The sequence below is a fragment of the Abiotrophia sp. genome, assembly GCF_057275535.1.
Map to the genome: position 1 here is coordinate 16,755 of NZ_DBHIRJ010000009.1, position 23,054 is coordinate 39,808.

Annotated in this window: 20 protein-coding genes and 1 pseudogene; all 21 read left to right on the forward strand. The window is 41.7% G+C overall.

Annotated features, from left to right (window positions below; genetic code table 11):
• Position 1 precedes the first annotated feature (1 nt).
• The 21 genes and pseudogenes from ACO53F_RS07815 to ACO53F_RS07915 all read left to right on the forward strand — a co-directional run bounded on the left by ACO53F_RS07815 (position 2) and on the right by ACO53F_RS07915 (position 23,046).
• Positions 2-283 carry a PTS sugar transporter subunit IIB gene (locus tag ACO53F_RS07815; protein ID WP_291454863.1) on the forward strand — a complete coding sequence of 94 codons (282 nt, stop codon included), beginning with the start codon at positions 2-4 and terminating at the stop codon, positions 281-283.
• 32 nt (positions 284-315) lie between these two features.
• Entirely contained in the window at positions 316-1,695 is a 1,380-nt protein-coding gene (gene ulaA, locus ACO53F_RS07820) for a PTS ascorbate transporter subunit IIC (protein WP_268445292.1), read from the forward strand.
• Between the two features lie 4 nt (positions 1,696-1,699).
• Positions 1,700-2,416 (forward strand): transaldolase, encoded by a 717-nt coding sequence (locus ACO53F_RS07825; RefSeq protein WP_485137980.1) that lies wholly within the window; start codon positions 1,700-1,702, stop codon positions 2,414-2,416.
• Positions 2,417-2,856: 440 nt separating this feature from the next.
• Positions 2,857-3,897: a sigma-70 family RNA polymerase sigma factor gene (locus ACO53F_RS07830; RefSeq protein WP_485137981.1), complete on the forward strand. Its 1,041-nt coding sequence runs from the start codon at positions 2,857-2,859 to the stop codon at positions 3,895-3,897.
• Positions 3,878-7,204: a DEAD/DEAH box helicase gene (locus ACO53F_RS07835; RefSeq protein ID WP_485137982.1), complete on the forward strand. Its 3,327-nt coding sequence runs from the start codon at positions 3,878-3,880 to the stop codon at positions 7,202-7,204. Before ACO53F_RS07830 ends, ACO53F_RS07835 begins: the two co-directional genes overlap by 20 nt.
• Positions 7,205-7,301: 97 nt before the next feature.
• Positions 7,302-10,283 carry a DEAD/DEAH box helicase gene (locus ACO53F_RS07840; RefSeq protein ID WP_485137983.1) on the forward strand — a complete coding sequence of 994 codons (2,982 nt, stop codon included), beginning with the start codon at positions 7,302-7,304 and terminating at the stop codon, positions 10,281-10,283.
• 276 nt (positions 10,284-10,559) lie between these two features.
• Entirely contained in the window at positions 10,560-11,543 is a 984-nt protein-coding gene (locus ACO53F_RS07845; protein ID WP_485137984.1) for a nuclease-related domain-containing protein, read from the forward strand.
• 190 nt (positions 11,544-11,733) lie between these two features.
• Positions 11,734-11,985: pseudogene (locus ACO53F_RS07850) on the forward strand (phage replisome organizer N-terminal domain-containing protein); the annotation flags it as partial.
• 229 nt (positions 11,986-12,214) lie between these two features.
• Positions 12,215-12,658 (forward strand): GNAT family N-acetyltransferase, encoded by a 444-nt coding sequence (locus ACO53F_RS07855; RefSeq protein ID WP_291454584.1) that lies wholly within the window; start codon positions 12,215-12,217, stop codon positions 12,656-12,658.
• 26 nt (positions 12,659-12,684) lie between these two features.
• Complete coding sequence (locus ACO53F_RS07860) at positions 12,685-13,089, forward strand: nuclear transport factor 2 family protein (protein ID WP_070755722.1); 405 nt, start codon at positions 12,685-12,687, stop codon at positions 13,087-13,089.
• A 99-nt stretch (positions 13,090-13,188) separates the two neighbouring features.
• Positions 13,189-13,374 carry a transposon-encoded TnpW family protein gene (locus ACO53F_RS07865; protein ID WP_268445227.1) on the forward strand — a complete coding sequence of 62 codons (186 nt, stop codon included), beginning with the start codon at positions 13,189-13,191 and terminating at the stop codon, positions 13,372-13,374.
• 224 nt (positions 13,375-13,598) lie between these two features.
• On the forward strand, positions 13,599-14,054 hold the full coding sequence (locus ACO53F_RS07870) for a hypothetical protein (RefSeq protein ID WP_291454663.1): 456 nt from the start codon (positions 13,599-13,601) through the stop codon (positions 14,052-14,054).
• 239 nt (positions 14,055-14,293) lie between these two features.
• Positions 14,294-15,655 (forward strand): serine hydrolase domain-containing protein, encoded by a 1,362-nt coding sequence (locus tag ACO53F_RS07875; RefSeq protein WP_485137985.1) that lies wholly within the window; start codon positions 14,294-14,296, stop codon positions 15,653-15,655.
• A gap of 14 nt (positions 15,656-15,669) precedes the next feature.
• The gene (locus ACO53F_RS07880) at positions 15,670-16,032 is read left to right on the forward strand and encodes a DUF2620 domain-containing protein (protein WP_485137986.1); all 363 of its coding nucleotides are present in this window, start codon (positions 15,670-15,672) and stop codon (positions 16,030-16,032) included.
• A gap of 21 nt (positions 16,033-16,053) precedes the next feature.
• Positions 16,054-17,364: a YhfT family protein gene (locus ACO53F_RS07885; protein ID WP_485137987.1), complete on the forward strand. Its 1,311-nt coding sequence runs from the start codon at positions 16,054-16,056 to the stop codon at positions 17,362-17,364.
• A gap of 13 nt (positions 17,365-17,377) precedes the next feature.
• Positions 17,378-18,256 carry a phosphotriesterase family protein gene (locus ACO53F_RS07890; protein WP_485137988.1) on the forward strand — a complete coding sequence of 293 codons (879 nt, stop codon included), beginning with the start codon at positions 17,378-17,380 and terminating at the stop codon, positions 18,254-18,256.
• Positions 18,257-18,258: 2 nt separating this feature from the next.
• On the forward strand, positions 18,259-19,356 hold the full coding sequence (locus ACO53F_RS07895; protein WP_485137989.1) for an aminotransferase: 1,098 nt from the start codon (positions 18,259-18,261) through the stop codon (positions 19,354-19,356).
• Between the two features lie 9 nt (positions 19,357-19,365).
• Positions 19,366-20,289: a GntR family transcriptional regulator YhfZ gene (yhfZ, locus tag ACO53F_RS07900; protein ID WP_485137990.1), complete on the forward strand. Its 924-nt coding sequence runs from the start codon at positions 19,366-19,368 to the stop codon at positions 20,287-20,289.
• Positions 20,290-20,310: 21 nt separating this feature from the next.
• Positions 20,311-20,664 carry a hypothetical protein gene (locus ACO53F_RS07905; RefSeq protein ID WP_485137991.1) on the forward strand — a complete coding sequence of 118 codons (354 nt, stop codon included), beginning with the start codon at positions 20,311-20,313 and terminating at the stop codon, positions 20,662-20,664.
• Between the two features lies 1 nt (position 20,665).
• Positions 20,666-21,829 (forward strand): alanine racemase, encoded by a 1,164-nt coding sequence (locus ACO53F_RS07910; RefSeq protein ID WP_485137992.1) that lies wholly within the window; start codon positions 20,666-20,668, stop codon positions 21,827-21,829.
• 5 nt (positions 21,830-21,834) lie between these two features.
• A complete protein-coding gene (locus tag ACO53F_RS07915; RefSeq protein WP_485137993.1) occupies positions 21,835-23,046 on the forward strand; it encodes a phosphopentomutase in 1,212 nt (403 codons plus the stop codon).
• Positions 23,047-23,054: the final 8 nt, after the last annotated feature.

The window sequence follows — 23,054 nt, forward strand, 5'->3', positions numbered from 1 at the left end:
CTTGATTAAAGTAGTCACGGTTTGTGGTAATGGTATTGGTAGTAGTTTATTACTACGTTTCAAGGTAGAAACAATTGCTAAGGATCTAGGGATTGATGTAGATGTGGAATCATGCGATTCCAATGCAGCAGTTGGTAAGAATGCAGATTTGTATGTAACCGTAAAGGAATTTAAAGATATATTCCCAGAAGGTACGAAAGTTTGCCTCGTGCCAAGTTATACCAATCGCAAGAAAATTGAACCGGAACTTGTTCCAATCTTAAAAGAGATGGTCAATCAATAATATAACTAGCATTAAAAGAAGGAGGAAGTACAATGAATGGCATTTTGACATTTTTACAAAACATCTTAAGTGAACCGGCTTTCTTAATGGGCTTAATTGCTTTTATTGGCTTGGTAGCCTTAAAAACGCCTGGACATAAGGTCTTAACAGGTACCTTAGGGCCTGTTTTAGGTTATTTGATGTTAGCGGCAGGTGCTGGCGTTATTCAAGCTAACTTAGGACCTTTAGCAAGATTAATTGAAGAAGGTTTTGGCATTACTGGAGTGGTTCCTAATAACGAGGCTGTTACCAGTGTGGCGCAACAAATTTTAGGTGTAGAAACCATGTCTATCTTAATTGTGGGCCTTGTCTTAAACCTCTTATTTGCAAGATTCACGCGCTTTAAGTATATCTTTTTAACCGGGCATCATAGCTTCTTCATGGCTTGCTTGTTATCAGCAGTGTTAGGGGCCATCGGATTTAAAGGCCTAACGCTTGTCCTAGTCGGTGGCTTCTTCCTAGGTGCTTGGTCTGCAATTTCACCGGCTATCGGACAACGATACACCCTCAAGGTGACAGACGGTGATGAAATTGCCATGGGGCATTTTGGAAGCCTTGGCTACTATTTATCAGCTTGGATTGGAGAGAAAGTAGGGAAAGATAGCAGAAGTACTGAGGAATTAGAAATCTCTGAAAAATGGAGCTTCCTCAGAAACACCACGATTTCTACGGGGATTGTCATGGTTGCCTTCTATCTAGTCGGAGTAGTAGCTTGTTTAGTTCGTAACCCACAGGCAGTTCAAGAATTAGCTGGGGGTAAGAACCCTTTTATCTTTGCAGTTATTAGTGGGCTAACCTTTGCAGTGGGTGTGTCCATTGTCTACTCAGGTGTACGTATGATTCTGGCAGACTTAATTCCAGCCTTCCAAGGTATTGCGACCAAGATCATTCCGAATGCAGTTCCGGCGGTAGACTGCGCAGTATTCTTCCCATATGCCCCAACGGCCGTTATTATCGGCTTCGCATTCAGCTTCCTCGGAGGCCTGATCGGCATGTTTATTCTTGGCGCAATCGGCGGCGTCTTAATTATCCCAGGCATGGTGCCGCACTTCTTCTGTGGCGCAACGGCAGGTATTTATGGTAATGCAACTGGTGGACGCAAAGGTGCGGTTATTGGCTCATTTGTTAATGGTTTATTCCTTGCCTTCCTGCCTGCTACGCTATTACCAGTCTTAGGCCAACTAGGTTTCGCCAATACGACCTTCGGAGATTTTGACTTTGGGATCTTTGGGATTTTATTAGGACGCGTAGGAGAGTCTGTCGGCTCAGTCGGTATCTATGTTGTGGCTGCCGTATTAGCAATTGTGTTGATTCTGCCATCTATCCTAACCAAGTCTAAGGAAGCATTGAATAATGTAACGGAGGAGGAATAGGCAAATGAGCAAAGCATTATCAATTAAAGTATTTTCGGATGGCGCAGTCTTGGAAACGATGCTGCATGATTTAAATTCAGGCTTAGTGACAGGTTTTACAACCAACCCTAGTTTAATGAAAAAAGCAGGAATTACTAGCTACATTGGTTTTGCTAAAGATGTCTTAAAAGAGATTACGGATTATCCTGTATCATTCGAAGTGTTTGCAGATGATTTAGAAGGAATGGAGCAAGAAGCGCGGAGAATTGCAGCCTTAGGCGATAATGTCTATGTTAAAATCCCGGTCACCAACTCTAAGGGTGAGAGTACTGCACCTTTAATTGATAGACTGACTGCAGAAGGAATCAAAGTCAATGTGACCGCTATTTTCACGGTTGATCAAGTTCGAGAAGTAGTCGATGCACTCAAGAGTGGTACCCCAGCAGTGGTGTCCGTTTTTGCGGGACGCATTGCCGATACAGGCGTTGATCCAATGCCAATCATGCAAGAGGCACTTGCTATTTGTCGTCAAAAAGAAGGTATTGAGTTACTATGGGCTAGTCCGCGCGAGACCTTCAACATCTATCAAGCGGATTCCTTAGGAGTGGACATCATCACCTGTACTTCGGATTTGATTAAGAAGTTAGAATTGAAAGACAAGGACTTGACTGAATACTCCCTGGAAACAGTTCAAATGTTCTTAAGAGATAGTTCTAGCCTAGGATTTACAATTTTAGAGTAAGCAGAGACCTTCAACATTATCAATGACTAGTACAATCATACAATGTAGGCTGAATAGAGCAATCTTCTGGTAGAGGAGGATTGCTCTGTTTTTGCAAATGCGCCAAGAGTAATGATTAGGGGACAAATTATATTGTTTAGAGATAATGGCTAGGAAGGAGGCGAACGCTTAACGGACACAGGTTATAATATCCAATCCCTGCAGAAATTGGCGAATGAGAAGTTAGCAAAATAGAGAGTAAGAAAATACGCCGGTATGGCGTTTTTTTGTGGAATAAAGATCATCGGTATAACATGTCTACTAATAATCACCTGAATTCAGCAAGAATTCTAAATAAAATAGCAAGAAAACTAAAGTGAAATGTGAAACATATAGTGTATACTATTCATGATACACAAAATTATTTAAAGAATTCGCGCACAATGAGAGGGGGGCTAATAATGCATATGAATAGTTCCAATATGGTTAACAGAAAGAAAAATCCTGTTTTTGAGGCTTATCTACTAGCGGAAAAAAAGGGAGAACTGAAAGATCAGCATTCAATTAAGTCAGAACTTGTCATTGTAGAAGATATGGAAGATAATGGGGACGATGACTACTTGGATATCGATGCTTTGCTCTCGTTGCCTGAGTTTGAAGACTTGAAGTCAGTCCATATTGAAACTTTGGATTTTCGGGGCAATCTCATAATGCTCGAAGAATACAGCCTAAAAAAAGATCCTGTTACACTAAACAGATTAGTTGAAGCAAACGAGCGATTGGTTAGGAAAGTCGCTAATCACTATAGAAAACTAGCAACTGCAGATTTTGATTTTGAAGATATGATGCAGTGTGGACGAATAGGCTTAATAAAAGCTGCAAAAAAATTCAATCTTTCATACGGCACACAATTCTCCACCTATGCCTTTCATTGGATCATGCAAAGTATTACCCGTGGCATAGCAGATGATTCAACACTGATCAGATTACCTGTTCATGTTCGAGAGAAGATTTTGAAGATAATTAAGAAGGTGCGAGAGCAGGAGTTCGAAAAAGGGGAAGTCAATACGAAAGAAATTGCTCAGCAGCTTGACATGACGGAACAAGAAGTGGCGCGGCTCTTATACTATAAAGACATGTTTTGGAATTTAGCTAGCTTTGATACTCCAGTTGGAGAATCTGACGGAGACACAACTTTGGGAGAATTCGTAGCAGATAAACAGGCTTCAGTGGAAGGCGAGATACTGCATGGGGATCTGTCTGACCAAATTGATAAGCTCTTATCAGAGCTTTCGGATAAGGAACGCGAGATAATACTTTATAGGTTTGGCTTTCATGATGGGCGAACATACACCCTAGAGGAAGTTGGTAAGATTTATGGAGTGACTAGGGAGCGGATACGACAAATTGAAGCTAAAGCATTGAGAAAGTTACAACGTAGGGCGCGATATAATCCAAAGATAAAGGAGTACATAGAAGATTATGTTGATTGGGAAAATTGAACAAGAAATTAGTAAACTAATAGCTAGACTTTCTGATGTTATTTCTTCAAGTAAGAAGCCTTTAATAGTCTTTAAGGGTGTGGACCGTATGTTGCTTGAGGAGTATCAAGCTCAATATTTTTGTAAAGGGATGGGTACATTTCCAATAGATAAAGCTGATTTCAATGAATGCAGTAGAAGAATACTTGGGAAAGCCACAAATATTCTAGAACTCACTGAGCCTTTTTATTGGATGTTTTTTGAGGAGTTTTTGCTAGTAAAAGATACATTGGACTTGTTCTTTGATCTGCATATTATAACTAACAACTTATACAATGGGTTTTATCCTGTCGATAATCATTTGTCAGACCCTAAAAGTAGCTATCAGGGGATTTTCCTAGAGGATGATCAAAGTATAAATAACAACACATCCAGTGAAAATATATTGAACATTTATGGTGGTATGACCTATTCAGCTACAACAGATTCTTATTATGTCCGACCCCATGAGTACGAATCGAATAGTGCAAGGTATCACGATTTATTTGATTTCGAAAATTGTGACAGGGGACAAGTGTTTAGTATAGAAACTTCTGATGTCTCACAGTCTTTTGAGCTGTTCGATGATGAAACTGCCTTTTTAGATTTAATACATTATGTTTTGCATCGTCAAGGCAAGCAGACGATTGAAGTAGCATTAGCTGATGAAAGATTGTCACCAAACCTTACCTATAGACTGGGCCTCATTAAATGGTTATCGGGAGAAGAAATCTCTTTTATTCAACGGCAAGAAGAACAGAAAAATGACCCGATTTCGAACAGCCAAGAATATCTTCGCTATCTGGAAAAGTACTGGGGTTATACTTCATTTAAGAATCTTGAGATGTATAAAGACATTCGCCAAGGTGATAAGACAATAGACCTAGTATCTCAAGAGAAGATTATTGATGCGATTGTATCACAAGCGTGTAATGCCTTAGATGAAGCAGATTTTCGCGATGTATATATAACCTCTTCGACGGGATCAGGTAAATCTATTATGTTCCAAATTCCAGCCCTTTACTTATCTAATGAGTATCCTGACAAGAAGCCACTAACTCTTATTATTTCGCCATTGATAGGTTTAATGAATGACCAGGTAGATTCTTTGAGTGCGCGAGGCATAAAGTCAGCTAAAAGTGTCCATTCTAACTTAACACCTCAAAAACGCGAAGAGATTATTCAAAGCGTTGTAAATGGGGAAGTGGACATGCTCTATTTGTCTCCAGAGACCTTACAGAATCGCTCAGATATTAAGACGCTTATTGGGGAACGTCAAGTGGGCTTAGTCATTATTGATGAGGCACACATTGTGACAACCTGGGGTAAAAGCTTCAGAGCAGATTATTGGTACCTAGGGATCTATCTGGCTAAGTTGCGTAAAAAATACAAGTTTCCAGTTGTGACCTTCACGGCTACTTCGATCTATGGGGGGAGAGAGAACATGTATCTCGATACCTTGGATAGCCTAAAGATGATTAGGCCGATTACGTTTATAGGTAAAGTAAAACGGGATGATATTCTGATGGATATTCAACGCGTTAATATGGAATCTGCAGCTGTTCGTAAATTGGGAAATGATAAGGCCTATATTAAGAGGTACTTAGCAGCTATGAGAATCAAAGAGGCCGCTAAAAAGAAGCATAAAGTACTAGTTTATTTTCCAACTGTTAGATTACTAAGAGCATTTCATTCTTTTCTTAAGGAATCTTTTTCTGAGTTAGTAGAGAAAACCGGCGTATATTATGGTAGCTTGGAGAAGACACAGAAAGATGAAATGCTTCTAGGATTCAAATCCGGAGAGATCCGGTTTATGCTAGCAACTAAAGCTTTCGGTATGGGGATTGATATATCTGACATTAATGTTGTTTACCATTATGCCATGACAGGCAATGTAGTCGATTATTTACAAGAAATTGGCCGGGTGGCTCGTGATCATGAAAAAGTAGAGGTCGGGCGAGCAAAGTTAGATTATATGCCAAGCGACTTTAATGAAATTAGGAAGCTTCACGGAATGAGTGCTGTAAAAAAATGGGAACTCATAGAAGTGATGCGAAAAATCGTTTCCTTGTATAAAACTAAGAAGAATGCTCGTAATTTAGTTGTGAGTGCGGATGATTTTAGGAATGCCTTAAAAACAACGGAAGACGATAGCAGCATAGATAACCGTATTAAGACTGTCTTGTTAATGATTGAAAAAGACTTTTCATCAACAAGAAAGCTGAATTATTCACCATTTGTCGCGCGTCCTAGAACGCTGTTCGGCGACGACATGGTGCTCGTAACGAAAGACACTGAAGTGATTGTAAACAGCCACTTATATAAAGTCTATTTTGATTTGGTTCATTATATAAAAAGCCCAACTTATGCAGCCGTCTATCGCTTTAATTTAGTTAAGCTGTGGGAGGATAAGTTTGATAATTTGTCATTTCCACAATTTAAGTACGAACTTTATACTAAGAATTTGCCGCTTAAACGGTGGAATGACTTAGTCAGCAAGTTGGTCTTTGCTACCAGTGTCAGTCTCTATATAGACCATAAGCAGGGTGTATCAAGAGCAGAAGCAAAATTGAAAGAGTGGCTAAATCTATTTGAGCTATTCTTTATACAAGGGGTTAGAGATAATAAAGGATTTACAGTAAAGGAAATGGGGGATTTCTTCTCGAAAAGGGTAACGCATCTAGATAGATATGTTTCTCAAGCGTATGCTCAAGGCTTTATCAATTCGATGCTAGACTATCAATCCAATCGAAATGATCGAATCATCCGAATTATAAGCAGTGAAGGAGGAGCCTCTACTTCTTACGATAAATACATGTTGCTTGGGCATCCAGACAACTATATGGAATTTGTTACTCGTACCTTTACAGAACTGGTAAATACAAAATCTATGGTAGTAGAAAGGGAGGAGGCCAAAACGATTTACTTTGCTCGCTCGCGAGATAGGTTTGATCGTTTTAGTGCTGCAACGAATGTCTTAGGTCTGGCCCAGGCCTTAGAAATATTAACCTATGAAGCTAGAAATGGTAAGAATCCTCAGATTTACCTCCGCATAAACTCGATCTATCATATGGAGAAGGCGATTAACAATCCTACAGCCTACCATAATGACTTCCAAGAAGAAATCTATCAGCGGCATGAATTAAGCGTTAAAATGTTTAAGTACTTGTTTGAACGCGATATGGAAGGGAAAGATCGTAATGAACAGATAACTAACTATACCCACTTCTTCTGGGACGCTATCGAGGATTACTTCATGGGAATCATCCCTCAGGAAGTCTTAAAATAGTAACCACAAACTTCAAGCAAGAAGCAGAGCTATTTTGCTATTCAAGCGTGACTTTCGTATAATAATAGGTAATAAGCCAACAAAAGGAGCCCTCACCGTGTCCAATTATTTTCAATCGCAACTTACTAAATCTCTCCAGCATGGCTTCATTCATCGACATGACTATCCGGATGGCAACTATGCCCCGCAGATTCTCATTAATAAGCCGGCCAAGGGGGCCCATGTCCTCACCGCTATTCAAGACGAACTGCTCAAGTGTGATCGTTTCTACTTCTCTGTGGCCTTTATTTCTAAGGCTGGGATTGCCATGCTTAAGACCCAACTCTCGGATCTGGCTGATCGCGGGGTAGAAGGGTATATTCTCATTTCGCCTTATCTAGGCTTCAATGATCCGGATGCTATGCGGGAATTGCTCAAGCTATCCAATGTTCAGGTGCGGCTGACCCGTGAGGAGCTCAATATGCATGCTAAGTGTTATCTCTTCCAACAGGGGGAGCGGCATGTGGTCATTCTGGGATCTTCTAACTTAACCTATACGGCCTTGAAGAAAAACTATGAATGGAACATTAAGTTGACCTCGGCTGAGAGTGGGGACTTCATCCAGAAGATGTATCAGGAATACGACCAGCTTTGGCAGGAGTCGCTGCCCTTGGACGAGCTCATCATTAATCAATATGATCTGGCTCGTCAGAAAGAGCTGACAGTGCTTGGTGAGACGCCAGGCCGGGATAATCTGCCTGAACGGGATTGGCAGCGTCCGCTCTTCCAACAAACGCCGCATGCCCAAGAATCCATTGCGCCTCTGACCAAGGAGCCGCTAGCAACCTATGAGACGCAAGTAATTCGACCTAATAAGATGCAGGTCAAAGCCCTAGCCTCACTGCAACAAGTTCGTGATCAGGGGGCTCGGCGTGCCCTAGTGGTCAGTGCGACGGGGACAGGGAAGACCTATTTGTCAGCCTTCGATGTGGAGCAATATAAGCCCCGTCGCATGCTCTTCGTGGTTCACCGCGAGCAGATTCTGCGCAAGGCTCAGTCGGATTTCCAACGGGTCATTGGTTTCCAGATGGATAAGTCCTGCATCTACCGGTCAGGTCTGGATCTGTCGGACAAGCAATATGTCTTCGTCACCATTCAGACCCTATCCCGGGACGCTAACTTGGCGGAATTGGCGCCTGATTTATTCGACTACATCTTGATTGACGAGGTCCATAAGGCAGGGGCGGCCACCTATCAGAAGGTCATCGATCACTTCAAACCGGACTTTCTCCTAGGCATGACGGCAACTCCGGAGCGGACGGATGGCTTCAATATCTATGAGCTTTTCGATTATAACGTGGCCTATGAGATTCGACTGCAAGAAGCTCTGGACGAAGATATGCTCTGTCCCTTCATGTATTATGGGGTCAAAGACATTGAGCTAGACGGCCAGCTGCTGGATGAGACCAGTGACTTCTCCCAATTGGTGGCGGATAATCGGGTCAATCACCTGATTGAGAAGGTCACCTATTATGGTGTCAGCGGGCAGACTGTCAAAGGGCTTATCTTCTGTTCGCGCAAGGATGAAGCCCATGAGCTGTCGCATAAGCTTAATGAACGTGGTTACCGGACGCAAGCCCTGACCGGGGAAGATTCCCAGGAAGTCCGTCAAGATGTGGTAGCAAGATTGGAAGCGGGAGAATTGGATTATATTCTGACTGTCGACATCTTCAATGAGGGGATTGACATCCCAAGTGTCAACCAGGTCATTATGTTGCGCAATACCGAGTCCAGTATCATCTTCATCCAACAACTGGGACGCGGTCTGCGTAAGCATGACAGCAAGGAATTTGTGACCATTATCGATTTCATCGGCAATTATAAGAACAACTACCTGATCCCAATCGCCCTCTATGGCGACCGTTCCATGAATAAGGATGAGTATCGCCGTAAGCTGGTCAACCGCCAGCAGTTGAGCGGTATGACGACCATTAATTTCGAGGCGGTGGCTCGGGAGCAGATCTTCTCTTCTATTAAGCAGACCAAGTTGTCCAGCATGAAGAACCTCAAGGAGGCCTATGTTGAGATGCGTAACCGCAAGGGCCGGGTGCCTCGTCTCATGGACTTTCTCTTGGAAGACAGCCTGGATCCTATTATTTTCTTCGAAGGAAGCTTCAAGCATTATGGGCAAGTCATTGATAAGTTTGAAGAGGAGGTTGATTTTCCAAGTTCAAAAGAACTGGACCAATACCTGCAATTTATCTGCGAAGAGCTCTTACCTGGCAAGCGGCCGCATGAAATCTGGCTCATGAAGCGTTTGGTGGAAGGGCAAGGCGATCTGGATAAGGAAGCCTTCTATGACTTTCTAGCGCAAATGAACCTGGATGTATCGCCGGCTATTCGTCGGTCGATTGAAGGCTTCTTGGATCTGTCCTTCTTCGCTCAAACAGCTGCAGGTAAGTTTGGTGAGCCCATCATTGTGCCAGGGCTGCCGGTGTTTCGTCTGAATGCGACTATTCAAAACTTCTTAGCCAATGCGGCCATTAAGGACTTGGTGTTGGATATGCTGGAGACGGCCTTGAAACGGTCGGAGCGCTACACAGACGACAGCCAAGACTCGCCTTTCAAGTTGGGTGAACGTTATAGCCGAAAGGATGTCTGTCACCTTCTTAATTGGAAGATTAACGTGGTGCCGCAGAATATCGGGGGTTACTTCATCGATGCCGAGACCAACACCATGCCGATTTACGTGACCTATCACAAGAGTGATGAGATTAGTGATACGACTAAGTATGAAGATGCCTTCATCAATGAGAAGATGTTGCATTATTTCTCCAAGAGTAAAAGACGCCTGGAATCCAATGACGTTCAACAAATGATGAATGCGGATGAGACGGGCCTGGCCATGCACCTCTTCATTAAGAAGGACAATAGCGAAGGAACCGACTTCTATTATCTGGGGCGGGTCCATTATCAGAAGGGTTCAGCCCTCCAAGAGATTATGAAGACAGGCGATAAGCCCGTCTCGGTAGTGTCTATGAACCTGGAACTGGAGCACGAAGTCCCTTATTCGCTCTACCATTATCTCAATAATAACTAGTCAGCTAGTTTTACGAGAGTCCAGTGCCAGTCAATTGCACTGGGCTTCTCTATTTAGTGGGTCGCTAGTAGCCTATTTTTGAGCCAGTCCATAGATAGCCAGAACAATGGACTGGCTCTAGTAGAAAATGATAGCAAGGTAAAATTTTTGTTTTTCCATTAGCTGGTAGTTCTCATCAAACTTTTATCCAAGAGACTAGTGCAAAATCAACTAGTTTGGGTATATATAGAGGGAGGGTATTTCCTCTGTAGACTTGATTAGAAAGAAGGATTAATGATGAGAGCAGCCTCTTTTGATTTAGCATTTTTGCGCTTGCTTAAAGAACGCTATGTATTAAGTGATGATGAGTCCATGCGCCTGTCTCGATTGGAAAAAGGCTATGCGGGCGAATGTCGATTAGATGCTAGTATTGAAAAGTTTGGGTTAGGACCCTTTTTGCTGAAAGACTTGTGGATTACGGAAGGTAAGCTACCAGCGACTGGTTGTCAAATAGACGCCATCCTAGCGGTAAATAATCAATTAGTGATAATTGAATGTAAAGATTTTTCAGGACGCTTCTCTTATTCCCCCTATCATAGTAAAATAAATGGCTATCCTTATGACAATGATTTACAAGGTCAAGCGCAACGACAGCGCCAGTATATCCGGAAGTTCTTTCAGTCCAAGGGGCTTGCGCCAATGCCAATTAAGGCCCTTGTAGTATTCATAAATCCTGACATAGTATTAGAAAATAGACCTGGCAATTTTCTGACTTTAGCAGATTGGCAAGAGTTCTTGGCTCGTTTGTCATCCTATCAACCGCAGGTAATTTCACCTGAGTATTGGCAAGTGCTACGAGCATGCCAATACCAAAATCCATATCGGCCACGTCGTCTGTCTTCTGTTGAACAAGCAGGGGTGGCTACTGGAATTTTTTGCCAAAATTGTGGGAAACGAATGACAGAGCAGTCACGCTATAAATGTCATTGTCTACACTGTGGCCATCGTGAGGGGAAATCTCACGCATATTTGCGAACCATCTATGAATTTGCAATTCTCTACCATGGCGCCGATCTTACCTTAAAAGAAATAATCAAATTTTTTGGAGATAAGGCAAATAGAGATTTGATAGCGAAGCTGCTAGTACACCATGCTGAGAGCCTAGGGCGAGGCCGTAATGCTAAGCATCGCATAGTAAATCCTCATCTGAAATGGCACGACCTTAAGGAGAATCCACTGAAGAAGCTACCCTTACATGGCAGTTCGGAGAAAGAGGGCTAGTCAGGGGTAGTTTAACCGGAGTGCTATCGTGCCTCCAGTCCATAGATAGGCAGAACGATGGACTGGGGCGGTTATAAAGTGCGGAAAACCCTCGAAATGGGCTTTGCCTCGTGTAGCCAGTCCATAGATAGGCGGAACAATGGACTGGCTCCGCCCATGAACAAGCCCCCCACCCCCAAACTCAAAAACCTACGGGGAATTTCATAATGTCAACTTAAGCGATGAAGAATATCAAAGACTAAAGGAAAAGTTAAAAAGCCACACAAATACAATGATTGAAAAGCTATCAAGGTATATGCAAAGCAGTGGTAAAACCTATCAAGACCATTATGCAACCTTGCTTCATTGGTATGAGAAAGATGAGGAAGAATTGCGAAAGAAAACAAATGATAGAAGCAAAGCTCCGACGATTGAAGAATATATGATAGGAGATCATCTTTAAGATATGCTTAAAAGACGGTGCAAGCACTCTATTTTGTTTCTAAATGCAAAATAGGTAAAAAGGATAAGCCGAGAGAGAAAAAGAGCCTTAAAACGATTGCCACCGTTTTGTAGTGGGTTTACTAAAAATATTCCTTTATGGTATTTGGAAATGGAAAGGCTTGGAATTTATTGGTATAATAAAATTTAGGAGAAATAAAACATCATTGATTTGAGAGGTATTCACATTGATAGAAATAAGAGAAGTTGTAGGAAATAAGAAGCGGTTTTTATCGCTTTTATTATTGGCAGATGAACAAGAAGATATGATCGACAGATATATAGCAGATGGCACAATGTATGTTTTAGACGATAATGGAGTAAAGGGCGGGTGTGTTGTCCTAAATGTGGGGAATAATACTCTCGAAATTAAAAATATCGCCATTCATCCGGATTATCAAAGAAAAGGATACGGACAGGCTTTCATTGATTTTATTATAGAGAAATACAAAGGGGAATATTCCGTATTGCAAGTGGGAACGGGAGAAAGTCAGACTACCATCCCTTTTTATGAAAAATGTGGCTTTATTCGTTCTCATATCATCAAGAATTTTTTTATAGATAATTATGAACATCCGATTTACGAAGAAGGTGTCCAATTAGTAGATAGGATTTATCTAAAAATGGATTTATAAGTCCGAGCATTAGGAGCGTGATAAATATGAAAAACCGAGAGAAGATCATTAGCTTATGGTTTGATATGTGGCTCAAACAACAAGATTTAGGAATAGACGATATATTTGCGGAAGATGTTGTTTATACTGAAAGTTGGTGTCCTAAATATGAAAATCGAGCAACTGTAAAGCATTGGTTTAATGAGTGGAATACAAGAGGAAAAGTGCTTGCGTGGGATATAAAGCAGTTTTTCCATAGTGAACATCAAACAGTTGTTGAATGGTACTTCAAAAGTAAGATGAATGATGGAAGAATAGAAGGATTTGATGGTATATCTTTGGTTGAGTGGACAAAGGAGAATAAAATCAAGAAACTAAAAGAATTTGGCTGCAACATCAATCATTATAATCCATATGAAAATAGTGAGAAACCTCAATTTAGAGATGATTGAGCTTCTTGGTTTTAGAACTAATTTCAAAATATTGGTAAGAGCGATTAGAAAATAAAAAATCTAATCGCTTTTTTTATTTCAACGAGGAAAGGAGAATTTATGGAAGAACTGAAAAACACAGATAAAAAAGGCATTAGCACAAAGAGAAAGATTGGAAAGACCACCTATGAGGTTGTTGTCCATTTCGATGAAAATGCAACTGAAACAATGCAAGATAAACTTACAAGAATAATGCTGAGGGAGCTTAGGAGAAAATCGAATGAAAAAAAAGATGATTTTGATTAAAAAGTCCTTGACAAGTGGCAATAGGTGTAACTAGCTCAAGCGACTTCATCGTAGACAGTGACGGCATCGCGGCGGATGCCAGAGCAACTTCTCGCTTAATAAAGCACCTCTCCATTTACCTCTTGTGCTAAGATTTGCTATAATCAGATTAGTAATTACTTAAGCGGTGTTAGCGGTAAGGATTTTAGAGTACACCCTAGCCACCTTAACAAAGGAGTAATATCATGACCGACCAATTTTCTTCCATTCAAGAGCAAGGGCGCAAGCAACGTGCGCGCTATAAGTCCTTCTACCTACTCACAAGAATCCTACTGCTTGCTGGACTCGTTTTGCTGAGATTCCTACAGATGCAGGCTTCGATTAAGCCTACCAGCCTCAATTCAATCCTAGTCTTCGTAGTATATTTCGCCATTCAAGTCGTCCTATTATCAGAGCGCTTTGCTCACAAGTCGCAAGGGCTAATCATTGCCGTGCTCATTCTGGAAGTCCTCTATGTCATTCATCTATTGGCGCATGTGATTTTTGACTGGCTAAATTCCGCCCTAGTCAGAAGCGCCAACTTCCAGGCTGACCTACTAGTGCCACAAGTCGTCCTACCGACCTTATTTTGCTTGATAGGCTTATTCTCCCTAGTCCTAGTCTGGCGTTGGTGGCGCTCCTTCCGCAAGTCCCAAGCCTAGCGTGACGCGGAAGAGGCTGCGTAAAAAAAGTTCCTACTTGTTTACAAGTAGGAACTTTTTTATTATGTAGCATATGGCTATTAGAAAGGGTTTACATTTTTCCGGCCATGAAGTATAATGTTCATGTAGGATAATACAAAAAAATGTATATTGGAAAGGGGGATTACGAAGTAGAATAAGGCCAGGGTCCATTGTCGTCATATCACAAGGCATCTTAGAATGGAGGAGTAGCCATGATCGTGAATCGCAAGAAATTATCGATAGCTCTTTGTCTCGCTATCACAACTAATCTCGCAAGTTACACTTTTAATCAGATAAATCCATCTCCACTCCCTGCTCGTGCCGTATATGCAAGTGAAGATACGGCTAAACAGAAAGAGCTAAGCAAGGCAATTGATGCTGTTGCCTATTCTTATGTTAGAAGTCAACTAGCAGATGATAATCCTAAGGCCACACCGGGTGCTCAAATTCTTGTAATGAAGGATGGAAAAGTGGTATTTGAGAAAAGCTACGGGACCATACAAGCATTTGATTTCAGTAAGGAAGGCGACAACAAAATTGTGGATCCTATTCCAGTCAAGAATGATACGCTCTTCGACCTAGCCTCTGTCACCAAGATTAGCGCCACCACCCAAGTTTTTTTACATTTGGTCTACGAAGGTAAGGTTAGCCTAGAAGATAAGGTGACTAAATATCTGCCTGAATTCGGTAAGAATGGAAAAGAAGAGGTGACAATTGGCCAATTGCTAAGTCATACTTCAGGCTTGCCACAATGGAAGGCAATCTATCTCTATTCTGATAATCGTCAAGCCACTTTAGAATATATTGAGAATCAAAAATTAGAGTTCGAGCCAGGTGAATATAAATACAGTGATTTAGGATTCATGACGCTCGCCTTTGTAGCCGAAAAGATTACGGGTGAATCCTTCGATGAATATGCAACCAAGACAATTTACGATCCATTAAATCTCAAACATACTAGCTTCAAACCATTAGATCATGGCTTTAACAAGGAAAATATTGCAGTAACCTCATTTGGTAATCCTTTTGAGCAACGTATGATTGATGAAGTCAATTATCCTGACTTTGGATACGATATGACAGAAGACAAAGAAGCCTTTGATCAATTTAAAGGTTGGCGTGACTATGAGCTACAAGGTGAAGTCAACGATGGCAATACTGCGATGGCTAATGGAGGCGTTGCAGGACATGCAGGACTCTTTTCCACGGCATCTGATTTAGGGAATCTCTATCAGGTTGTCCTTGATAAAGGTAAGCAGGGTGACACAGTGCTTTATGATGAGGCAACACTTAATAGTTTCTTGACCGATGTATCTAAGAATAAGAATGGGTCAATACAAGCCTATGGATTTTTGAAGAATGCTTCGTGGATGAAGCCTTTGTCAGAAGATGCCTTCGGACATAATGGCTTTACAGGCACCTATGTTACGATTTCTCCTAAGCATAATTTAGTAGTCATTGTCTTGACCAATAAAATGAACAATGGGCTACAGGAGAAGGGGCTGTATAACAATACTCATGACTTTGCTGGTGCCGTTAACTTCGCGGTTCATAATAGCTACATTGAATCAGACAATTAGAAGGAGGAATAGCTATGAAAAGGATTGTGATAGGTGGACAGATTGACAAAGACGAAGTAAGACAATTGGTAGAAAAGCACAGTAATGGAAATTTTGAGATTACTGTTAAAAGCGACCTTGATGCGGCAATGGCTGTAAAGGCTGGACAAGCAGATTATTATATAGGAGCTTGTAACACAGGTGGAGGTGGCGCCTTAGCAATGGCACTAGCACTATTAGGACGAGATCAGTGTGTCACTATCTCGATGCCTGGGAAAGTCATGCCAGAGGAGGAAATTCGACTCAATGTTCAAAGCGGTAAGAAGGCATTCGGGTTTACTGCTCAGCACAAGGAGATTGTTATTCCCATTATTATGGATGAATTGAATAAAAAATAAAACTGAAAAGAGGATAAAATCATGGATACAAAGACTATTGAGTTAATCGTGATTGCGTTGCTAGGCGGATTGTGTGCTATTATGGCCAACAAAGGCATTGCCGTCTTCAATGATGGCCTGCGTCCAATTCTTCCTGAATACTTAGAAAAGAAGATTGGTAAAAAAGAATTAGCAGCTACCAGTTTTGCTTTAAGTTTTGGTCTTGTCATTGGCTTCGGGATTCCAGTTTCTATTGGGGCATCCATTATCTTGGTTCATAGTATCCTCTTAATGACAGATATTATTGGATCTTGGGCGCCAGAAGGAAAGGGTGGGCTAGTTGTTTCTGGCCTTCTTGGGGCACTCTATGGTGTCGGTTTAGTGCTTGGTTTACAGGCTGTCGTTGATTTATTTGCCCAACTACCAGTTAATTTTATGCCAGCCTTATCCTCGGTCGGGGCACCAATTGTAGTTGGATTCAGTATTTTCCCAGCCATTGCAATTGCCGACCAACATGGCTTTAAGAAAGCAGCTGTGACCTTATTGGCTTCTCTTTTGACGCTATTTGTAGTCAAACAATTTGGAACTATTGACCTTGGAAATGGTACGGCTATTAAACTAAGTGCGGAAGGAATGTCCTTACTTGTTGGCATGATTTTTATGATTGCTTTCGCTATGCAAGTAAAAGGGGATGGAGCTAGCTCTAATGAAACTTTGGTGAGTATCTTCCTTGAACGGGTCAATCGCATTCAAAGCAATTGGATTTGGCTTTCTTTGACAGGTGGTTTAGTAGCTGCTTCAACAAGCCTTATGATTTTAGCTGGCGATCCAATCTCTCTTAAACTACTCTCTGAAGGAAAGATAAGTGAAGCAGCACTTGCGGCCTTTGCACGTGGGATTGGCTTCGTTCCTCTCGTCTTCTCTACTGCTATCGTGACTGGGGTATATAGTCCAGCGGGTGCAACCTTTGTCTTCGTAGTGGGGATGTTGTTATCTGGCAACCCGCTCATTGCTTTTATTGCTGGCGCAGGCCTGATGTTTGTTGAGGTGAAGATGTTAGCAGTAGTGGCCAAGGCATTAGATCGTTTCCCAGGAGTTCGAGAGATGGGGGAACATATTCGGACAGCCATGAACAAAGTCCTAGAAATTGCACTCTTAGTCGGTGGTGCCGTAGCATCTGAAAAAATCGCCCCTGGGATAGGTTATTTCTGGGTAATCGGTCTTCTACTTCTTAACCGTAAGGCTAATAAGCCAGTGGTAGAATTAGCCATAGGGCCTGTGGCCGCAATTAGTCTAGGTATCTTAGTAAACCTACTCTTCTTATTGGGTCTATTTACACCGGTTGCTAGCTAGAGGTGAGGCGAAGATGTTTTTAGACGGAATCACATATATGCATGAGCACACTACAATTGATCTATCGCGGCTCAAACACAATGATGACACTAATCTTAATTGTTTCGAAGAAACAGTAGAGGAATTTAAGGAACTCTACAGCAAAGGGGTTCGTAATGTAGTGGATGTCACCAATCTTGATATGCGACGCAATCCTTCTTATGTTCAACGAGTTGCGGAGGCATCTGGGATAAATATTATCCAATCAACCGGGTTTTATCAGGATAAATTTCTGCCTGATTTCGTGACAGATGCATCAGTGGACAGTTTAGCTAATTTGATGATTCAGGAAATTACAGAAGGAATAGCAGAGACCTCTATTAAAGCCCAAATTATTGGCGAGATTGGAACGAGCAAAGGTATGATGACGGAGCGAGAGAAAAAAGTATTTCAAGCAGCCGTAGTAGCTCATAAGACCTGTGGTGTTCCGATTACGACCCACACAACACTTGGAACCTTTGGTCATGAACAAGTCGATTTTTTCAAGAATGAAGGCGTAGACTTGAATCGGGTGGTTATAGGGCATGTTGATTTGACCGGGGATGTGACTTACATTCTGAAGATGTTAGATCAAGGGGTCTATGTTGAATTTGATACGGTTGGTAAGGAAAACTATCAACCGGATCTATTGAGGGCGCAGATGTTGCGTGAGATTGAGAAACAAGGTTTCGAAGATCGTGTATTCTTATCGATGGATATTACGCGTAAATCTAATCTTAAGTATAAAGGTGGAATTGGTTATACTTATCTCTTGGATACATTTGTCCCGTTACTAGGAGAGACGGGAGTCTCTGAATCATTTATTCGGAAGATGTTAGTGGCAAATCCACGCCGTTTTATGACGGGGAGGTAATTATGGAAACTTATCCCTTAGTAAGTTTAACTATTGCGGAAGCAATAGCTCTACAATTCAAATTAGTGGATACTATCACTCAATTTTTCCCAGGGAATGAGATATTGATGCAAGGGGATCTAGGGGTGGTTGCCGGCTTAAATAAGCCGGTGACTACTCATAAAGTCGAGCAAGTCTTAGCTAAATTTTTTGATGCGGAAGCGGCAACTTTGGTGCGAGGTGCGGGTACAAATGCTATTCGACTAGCTCTGAACGCCATTGGGCAAAAGAAGGTACTTATCCATAGGGCACCTATCTACCCGACAACGAAAGTTTCGTTTGAAATGCTTGGGATAGACTGCGTTTCTGTAGACTTTAATCAGCTTGATAGGGTTAAAGAAGTGTTGCGACAAGTAGATATTGACTTTGCTTTAATTCAAGTAACACGTCAATTGCCGGATGATGCTTATGATATAGGGGAGCTTATCCAATCTATAGGCCAAATTCGTCCGGATTTACCAATTGTGACAGATGATAATTACGCTGTTCTTAAAACGCAATCCATTGGAGTACAATTGGGTGCTAATTTATCATGTTTTTCTACTTTTAAGCTTTTAGGTCCTGAAGGAGTTGGATGTATAGTCGGTGACAAATCCTATATTGAGGCGATTACTAGGGACAATTATTCTGGTGGGGGGCAAGTTCAAGGACATGAAGCACTAGAGGTCTTACGCGGAATGGTCTATGCGCCAGTTGCCCACGCTATTGCTGCCGAAGTTGGAACTCAAGTGTGTCAACGCCTTAATAAAGGTGAAATATTGGGCGTTAAGCATGCATGGGTAGTCAACGCTCAATCACGAGTTATTATTGTGGAGTTGGAACAACCCCTAGCGAGCCCTGTGATTCAAGCCGCATCGCAATACGGTGCATTACCTTATCCGGTAGGTGCAGAGTCAAAATATGAAATTTGCCCACTATTTTATCGTGTCTCTGGAACCTTTCGGGCCACTATGCCAGAAGCTGAGGAGTACATGATTCGTATTAATCCTAACCGAGCGGGTGTGGACACAATCATTAGAATTTTAGACGAGGCGTTACAAGATGTGCAGAGGAGAGAATAAAGACAGAATATGGTAGAAAGATTTTTAACTAAAAAAGGTCAGATTATCCATGCGATTGCATCTGATTTTATGCAAATGAAAAGAGGAGATAAGATTCCAAGTGTAACAGAATACCAAGAGAATCTTAATGTTGCACGAGGGACTATACAGAATGCCCTAACTTATCTAAAAAAAGAAGGTGGGTTTTCTTTACAGTCAAGAGGACATTTAGGCACTTACATTAGTTCAATTGATTATAATGTCTTACAACGATACGCCCTAGCGGAGACTGTAATGGGGACAATGACACTGCCTTACTCCAAACTTTATGAAGGACTTGCTACGGGTATTTATGAAGCTTTTAGAGCCAACAATGTTCGCTTAAATATCGCCTATATACGTGGTGCAAAAGAACGGATTAATGGAGTTTTGGAGAAGGTATACCAGTTTGCAGTCCTCTCAAAATTTGCTGCCAAAGAGGCGATAAAAAGTGGGAGCCCGATTGAAATAGTAGTCGATTTTGAAGAACATAGTTTTTTAAGTCAACATGTTATCGTTTCAACCAATGATATCTCTAGTGAGCAACTAGAAAACAAGCGTCTAGCAATCGATTATGAATCTATCGACCAGTATTCGCTAACCGAAGCGCTTGTAGCCAACCAAAACGTCCAATTAGTACAGATGCCAGGATATCGTATCTTAGAAGCGATACGTAAGGGAGAGATTGACGCGGGGGTTTGGAATGTAGACGAGATCAATGATAAGAATTATAGCGATTTATCATATAATGAGTTGCCTAAGTCGCTAATGATCTCTGACATGAGTACGGCTGTAATCATTGTACATCAGTCAGACGAATCGCTTATATCCTTTTTTAAAAATAGCTTGAATAAGGAAAAAATTAGGGATATTCAGTTGGCCGTTAAATACGGGGAGATGATGCCACAATATTAGTGGCAAAAGTGAGGCGATACCATGATTCAAGAGAAACTACAGGTACTACGAACAGCAGGTATTATTGATCAAGAAACGATGCAGATGGTCCTAACTGTACAAAGCTACCTATCAGATGGATTGCATATTTCTAGCGAAAAAATGGAAACTTTTCTGATTCATCTAGCTATGGCAGATATGAGACGCAAGCGACATGAAGATATAGACTTACAAATGGAAGCAGATTTAGTTAGGGATATAGAGAGTCATGTACGGTTTGAAGAGGCTAAAGCTCTGTGGCTGAAACTGACTCAGTTTACAGGAAGTAGAGACTTTGATGCGGGAGAATTAGATTTTTTCTATCTTCATTTGTTAGCGCTCTTTGAGGAGGGATAATATGTTCCTGGACATATTGAGAAATCGAAATCCACAACTGATGGAAGTTGCGCTTGATTTACATCGCACTGGTGAAATTTTACCGGATACCTACGTAATTGACTTAGATGCAATCATTGAGAATGCTAAGAACTTATTCAAGGTTGCTAGTCAAGAAGGCATAGAGCTCTTTTATATGTTGAAGCAGATAGGCCGGAATCCTTTGGTTGCGCAGAGAATTGTAGCAGAAACCGGCATCCAAAAGGCTGTCGTAGTAGATTATAAGGAAGCATTAGTGCTGATGAGCTACGGACTCAAAATTGGAAATGTAGGTCATCTAGTACAAATTCCAACGAACTTGATAGAAAAAATCATGCGATACGGAACAGATTATATGACGGTGTATTCTTTGGAAAAGCTCAAAGAAATTATTGAGATTGCTGAGAAGCTGAGTGTTCATCAAGGGCTTCTACTTAAGGTGATTGAGCCTGGAGACTGTGTTTATGATGGGCAGTATGGAGGCTTTCATTTATCTCAACTATGTAAGGTCATGGATCTTGTAAAGTCATCGGAGTATGTTTATATTGCGGGTATCACATCCTTTCCTTGCTTCCTCTTTGACGATAATCAAGAGCTGTCAGTTACAGAAAACTATAAGACACTTCTGAAGGCTCAGGAGGTTCTAGAGAAGCTAGGTGTCAGCGATTTATTACTTAATATGCCTTCTGCAACTTGTGTCAAGACCATCCCGATGATTAAGAGTTTAGGTGGCGCTCAAGGTGAGCCAGGGCATGCTCTTACAGGGACAACACCCTTACACGCAGTTTCTGACCAACCCGAGCTTCCTGCCATAGTCTATGTAAGCGAGGTTTCTCATAATTTAGATGGACGTGCATACTTCTTCGGAGGAGGCTACTATCGTCGCGGGCATTTCCAACAAGTAGCAATCTATCAACTAGGCTCTAGGACACCGAAAATAGACCGGGTATATCCACTCAAAGACGAAAGTATTGACTATTATATTACGACCCATCATTCGCATGTGGTCGGTTCAACGGTTCTCGGAGCATTTCGAACACAAATGTTTGTTACGCGTAGTGACGTAGCTATTGTCTCTGGTATTCGAAAAGGTGCTCCTGTTTTAGAAGGTTTATATGACGGATTAGGGAGTAAAATAAGAAGGTGACGGTTTTGGGGCGTTTTATTGTAATTGTGCTCGATAGTTTTGGTGTTGGCGCAATGGACGATTGTCCACAAGTACGTTCGCGTGACATTGGTAGCAATACAGCCAAGCATATCTTATTAGCTCAAGATGATATTCAGATTGATTTACTTGAGAGATTAGGATTGATGAATGCCATAGGGGAGGAAGTAGGACGTCATCAGTTTTCAGACACTGCTAACTATGGAGTAAGTAATTTAGCTCATTATGGAGCAGATTCTTTCCTTGGACATCAGGAAATTATGGGGACGACGCCAAAAGTACCCTTAATTCAGCCCTTTAATGAGGTCATTGATGTAGTAGAAAAAAGCCTGATGGGGCATGGCTATACTGTAAGACGCGTCGGTAATCCAGGTAGCCAGATTCTCGTTGTGAACGAATTAGCTACTGTTGGGGACAACCTCGAGACGGATTATGGGCAGGTCTACAATGTATCAGCGTGCCTTGATTTGATAGACTTTGAAGATTTAAAAGAGATTGGACACGCGGTACGCGAAGTAGTACATGTGTCGCGCGTCATCGCCTTTGGCGGGCAGCAAATCGTGTTAGATGACCTATTGGCCGCTTATAAGGCGAAAAATAATTCAATCGCTGGGGTAGATGCACCAGAATCAGGTGTCTATAATCATGGTTATCAAGTAGTGCACCTAGGGTATGGTATCGATAAAAATGTACAGATCCCTACAATTTTAGACAGACATAGTATTACGGTTTCCTTTATTGGCAAGGTGGCGGATATTGTTCAGACAGAAAGTCCAAGGCTCTTCCCAGGTGTAGATACTGACTACTTGTTTGATTGCCTCATGGATGAAGTAGGTTCTATCAGTCACGGCTTTATCGCAGTAAATATTCAAGAAACGGATTTAGCAGGTCATGCGGAGGATGTGGCCTTATATGCCAATCGCCTAGAAGTTAGTAGTCGGCGCATAGAAGAATTGCTTCCTCTATTGAATAGAGGCGATGTACTGGTGGTCATGGCTGATCATGGGAACGATCCTACGATTGGGCATAGTAATCATACACGCGAAAAAGTTCCACTTCTAGTCTACAGCCCAGGTATCCAGGGTCGATATCTTGGTGAACGTGAGACTTTGGCGGATGTGGCTGCAACAGTAGCAGAATACTTCCAAGTAGAGAGCCCCCAACATGGCAAGTCGTTTTTATCTGAGTTAATGAAATGAAGGGAAAT